This window comes from Megasphaera sp. DJF_B143, assembly GCF_900320625.1.
In the GTDB taxonomy this organism is placed as follows: domain Bacteria; phylum Bacillota; class Negativicutes; order Veillonellales; family Megasphaeraceae; genus Megasphaera; species Megasphaera hexanoica.
On the sequence record NZ_ONTA01000081.1, the window covers coordinates 1 to 4,961 of the forward strand.

Below are 4,961 nucleotides of genomic sequence, written 5' to 3' on the forward strand. Positions count from 1 at the left end.
TAGACAAATTAACTAAAACTATACGATTTTAAACTCTGTTTGAAAAAATAGTTAAACGTTTATATCCGGTGGTTCAGGAAGAGTGACAGGTACTTGCAGGCGTAAAAATTCTTCATGATTAATGAACCGCTGCAGATTCATCGTTCCCATCCAACGGCAAATGACATCTCCTGTAATCGTACAGTTTTTTTCCTGGCAAAACTGGTACAGTTTATCCATGTATTCGCCAATTCTGCTGAACGTGTCAAAATATATGCAGGCGTAGAGACCCTGAGGCTGCTCCTGGATATGGCGTTTGTCCGCATACGACCGGTCAACATACAGGCATAACATATCACTTCTCGCACTATTAGAAAGAAAATCTTCACGTCGGACCGTCAGGCCAATAAAGAAGGCATATTCATAAGAATAGTTGTTTTTTTCCATGTCCTCCAAAAGATGAGAAATCCCCAGTTCTACGCTGCCGGAATCTTCTTTTAAGTAATCGCGCTCTGCTGGTTTGGTATACGCATATTCTGTATCGAAGTACGTCAGGCTGGTTGTCCCGACGGGAGGCAGATCGACGATATGGCGGATTGCATGGAGAGATCGGATGATAGCCCGCTGCTGGGCATTAAGGGCTTCGATTTGTTTGGATAGTTCATCAAGACGGCGATAGTATAATTCTTCGACATAAGAAAATGTATCTGTTTTGGATATATTTTCAACTTCTTTTAAGCTTAATCCGATATTTTTGTGAAATTGTATGGCACGGAAAGTGATGCACTGACGGATGTCATAATACCGGTAATTGCTGTTTGGATTGACATAGATTGGCTTTAAAATGCCCAGTTTATCATACAAGCGAAGCGTACTGATTGTCGTATGATTCATTTTTGCCATTTGTCCAATCGTCAGCTTGTTATTTTTCATGTTGCATCAGTCCTTCAACATAGGATATTTGTTATGTATATTATTTCATTATTAATGAAATAAATCAAGACTTTTCATACTAAAGTCACAGAGAAAAGGAGGACTGTAACAGAACGGGCCTTGTTTTCCCATTTTGCTGCAGTCCCCTGACTATGACACTGCCACGGACAGCGTCATGACTCTCTAATGCGTTATCATTCCCGCTCCAGCCATTCACGGAATTCCGCTTCTGAGATGATATGTGTGCCCAGCTGCTGTGCTTTTTCATACTTACTTCCCGGATCGGCACCGGCTATGACGAGAGTCGTCTTTTTCGTAACTGACGAAGTACACCGGCCACCGCGGTCTTCCACGGCTTTTTGCGCTTCCTGGCGGGTCATGGATTCCAGTTTTCCTGTGAGGACGACTACTTCCCCATCAAAGGAAGCATTGATGAGCTGCCGTTTTTCACAAGTCATATCGACACCGTACTGGCGCAGTTGCTCGATGAGGGCCCGGCTTTTATCATCGGCAAAATAGGATACGACGCTTTCGGCAATACGCGGGCCGATTTCGTCAATGACGGTCAATTCGTCTGCCTTAGCTGTCATGATGGCATCGATGGATCCGAAACATTCGGCCAGGATCCGACCAGCTTTGGCACCGACAAAGCGGATTCCCAGGGCAAACAAGACCCGTGCCAGGCCTACATGTTTGCTCGTTTCGATAGCTTTCAGCAGATTATCTGCCGATTTATCGGCAAATCCGTCGAGGTCCAGTAAATCTTCCTTTTTCAGGCCATAAATATCGGCTACGGTATGGATCAGATGATGATCCAGGAGCTGGCTGACGATGGCATCGCCGAGGCCGTCAATATTCATGGCATTGCGGGAAACGAAATGGGCGACCCGTTCGAGGATGACGGCCGGACAGTCGGGATTGATACAGCGCGTAGCCGCTTCTCCTTCGCGGCGTACGACCGGTCCGCCACAACTCGGGCAGCGGGCCGGCATGGAAAATACCTGTTCGCTGCCATCACGGTCAGCTGTAACAGCGCGGACCACCTCGGGAATGATTTCTCCTGCCTTCTGGATGATTACCGTATCGCCGATGCGGATATCCTTTTCGCGGATATAGTCTTCGTTGTGCAACGTGGCCCGTTTGACTACAGTCCCGGCGAGACGGACCGGTTTGAGGTCGGCAGCCGGTGTCAGAACCCCGGTCCGGCCCAGGCTGACAGAAATATTCAGCACCTTCGTACGGGCCTGTTCCGGCGGGAATTTATAGGCGATGGCCCAGCGGGGAATCTTGACCGTGTTCCCCAGACGGGCCTGCTGGGCGAAGGAATTGACTTTGACGACCATGCCGTCTGTCGCATATGGCAGCTTGTCCCGCCGGTCATCCCAGCTATGGATGAACGTAATGACATCGGCCATCGTCTTAAACTTCCGGTATTCCTTGTTGACCTGGAAGTGAAATGCTTTCAGATCTTCCAGCAGTGCTTCCTGGCTGGGAATGTCAATGCCTACCGTTCCCCCGATGGCATAGGCGAAAAAGGCGAGTTTGCGCTGGGCCGTAATCTGCGGGTCAAGTTGCCGCAGCGATCCGGCCGCGGCATTGCGGGGATTGGCGAAAGGTTCCAGCTCGTCATCGCGGCGCTGGGCATTTAGTTGTTCAAAGGCCTGTATCGGCATATAGACTTCGCCGCGGATTTCCATGTGGGGGGAAGTGCTGTCGATATGAAGGGGGATCGTACGGATAGTACGGACATTATTGGTGACATCTTCACCGACCCGCCCGTCTCCGCGGGTAACGCCACGGATGAACTGGCCATTTTCATAAATCAGATTGACTGCCAGCCCGTCGATTTTCAATTCGACCACATATTCCAGGTCTTCTCCCCCCAGATCACTGCGGACACGCTGATCAAACTCCATCAGTTCCTGGTCGTTGAAGACATCTCCCATACTGAGCATGGGTCTGTCGTGGGTATATTTTTCAAAGCCGCCGGAAATTTTCGAGCCGACGCGCTGGGTCGGCGAGTCAGGCGTCACCCAGTCCGGATGATTCTTTTCTATCGTTTCCAGTTCCCGGTACAGCATATCGTATTCATAATCGGTCATCGTCGGCTTATCGAGTGTATAGTACTGATAGCTGAGTTCATCGATCGTCTTGCGCAATTCCAGCAGGCGCGCTTTTTCTTTTTCCATTCAGACCTCCTCGGTGAGCCTGTGTGGCTACACTTTTTCTATGGGTGCAAATTTTGCCATGACCTGGCGCACACCCTTAGTGGGAAATTCCAATTTCAACTGCAGATTTTCACCACTGCCTATGACTTCCAGAACCTTGCCGGTTCCCCATATTTTATGGCGCACCGTATCGCCTTTCTGCCAGGTGTGATCGACAGCGTGCTTTTTGGGCAGACTCGTCGTGACCGGCTTGGTCAGGATAGACACGCGTTGCCGTGCTGGCACGTCCCCGGCGTGATTCTGGGGCATGGCCGTGCGGCGGTGGTACTCTTCAACCAGCGATTCCGGGATTTCGTCGAGGAAGCGGCTGGGAAGATAGGCGGAAATACGGCCGTACATGGTGCGCGTCGAAGCATTGGTCACATACAGCTGGCGTTCCGCCCGGGTAATGCCGACATAGGCCAGGCGCCGTTCTTCTTCTATTTGGGATTCGTCCATGAGAGTCCGGCTGTGAGGGAACAATCCTTCATCCATGCCGACCAGAAATACGACAGGGAATTCCAGGCCTTTCGCGGCGTGAAGCGTCATGAGCGTAACCTTGGAATCGCTGCTTTCAAATTCATCGACATCGCTGACCAAAGCGACATTTTCCAGGAAATCCTGCAGACTCCCTTCCGGATTGGAATCGACATAATCTTTGGCAACGGAAAGAAATTCGCCGACATTATCCTTACGGCTTTCCCCCTGCGGATCATGGGCAGCTTCTTTATCGAGCATATCGCCATATCCGGTCTGCCGGATGACTTCTTCCATCAGGGTCTGGACATCCCATTCATCGACATGGCCCAGCAAATCGAAAATCATGATGGAAAACTGTTCCAGTGAGGCCTTGGCCCGTTTGGTGACGGGGATTTCTTCCGTAGACGAAAGGGCTTCAAATAAGGAAATGCCCTTCTTTTCGGCATATTCTGCCAGATGTTCCAGCGTAGTAGCGCCGAGGTTGCGCTTCGGTACATTGATGATGCGCATCAGGCTCAGGCTGTCTTCCGGATTATACAAAAGGCGCAGATAGGCGATGATATCCTTGATTTCCTTGCGGTCATAGAATTTCGTACCGCCTACCATGGTATAGGGAATCGAATAGCGCATCAGTTTTTCTTCCAGCACACGGGACTGGGAATTGGTGCGGAACAGGATGGCCATATCACCGTACGGCTCATTTTCAATGGTATGACGGTTATAGATGACACCCGCTACATAATCGGCTTCATCGTGTTCCGTCTGGGCGTGATAATGTATGATTTTATGGCCTTCCGGATTTTCCGTCCACAGATTCTTCTGCGGCCGGTCCATATTGTTGTCGATGACGGCATTGGCTGCTTTGAGGATTGTTTTGGTAGAACGGTAATTCTGCTCCAGCTTGATGGACGCAGCCTGAGGGTAGTCGCGGTTGAAATCCATGATATTGCGGATATCGGCACCACGCCAGGCGTAGATGCTCTGATCGGCATCGCCGACGACGCAGATGTTCTTCCATTTGGCCGCCAGGATGTGGGTCAGCATGTACTGGGCATGGTTCGTATCCTGATATTCATCGACGAGAATATACTGGAACCGGTCCTGATATTTTTCCCGGACCTCTTCGTTTTCCTGCAGCAGGCGCACGGCCAGGAGCAGCAAATCGTCGAAGTCGAGGGCATTATTGGCTTTCAGTTTCTTTTCATACAGGTCGTAGACATCGGCTACTTTTTGTTCATAGAAATCACCGGCCCGGCGGGCGAACGCCTGGGAATCCATGAGCGCATTCTTGGCTCCGGAGATAGTTCCCAGAACGGATCGCGGGGGAAATTGCTTATCGTCCAGATTCAGTTCTTTCAGGCA

At 50.4% G+C, this 4,961-nt stretch carries 3 protein-coding genes; all 3 read right to left on the reverse strand.

Annotated features, from left to right (window positions below; translation table 11 throughout):
• Positions 1-51 precede the first annotated feature (51 nt).
• On the reverse strand, positions 52-912 hold the full coding sequence (locus tag DBO31_RS02335) for a MerR family transcriptional regulator (protein WP_150824343.1): 861 nt from the start codon (positions 910-912) through the stop codon (positions 52-54).
• Positions 913-1,106: 194 nt separating this feature from the next.
• Positions 1,107-3,101, reverse strand: coding sequence for an NAD-dependent DNA ligase LigA (gene ligA / locus DBO31_RS02340; protein ID WP_150824344.1), 1,995 nt, complete (start codon positions 3,099-3,101; stop codon positions 1,107-1,109).
• A 27-nt stretch (positions 3,102-3,128) separates the two neighbouring features.
• On the reverse strand, positions 3,129-4,961 hold a 1,833-nt coding region (locus tag DBO31_RS02345), incomplete at its 5' end, for a 3'-5' exonuclease (protein ID WP_150824345.1).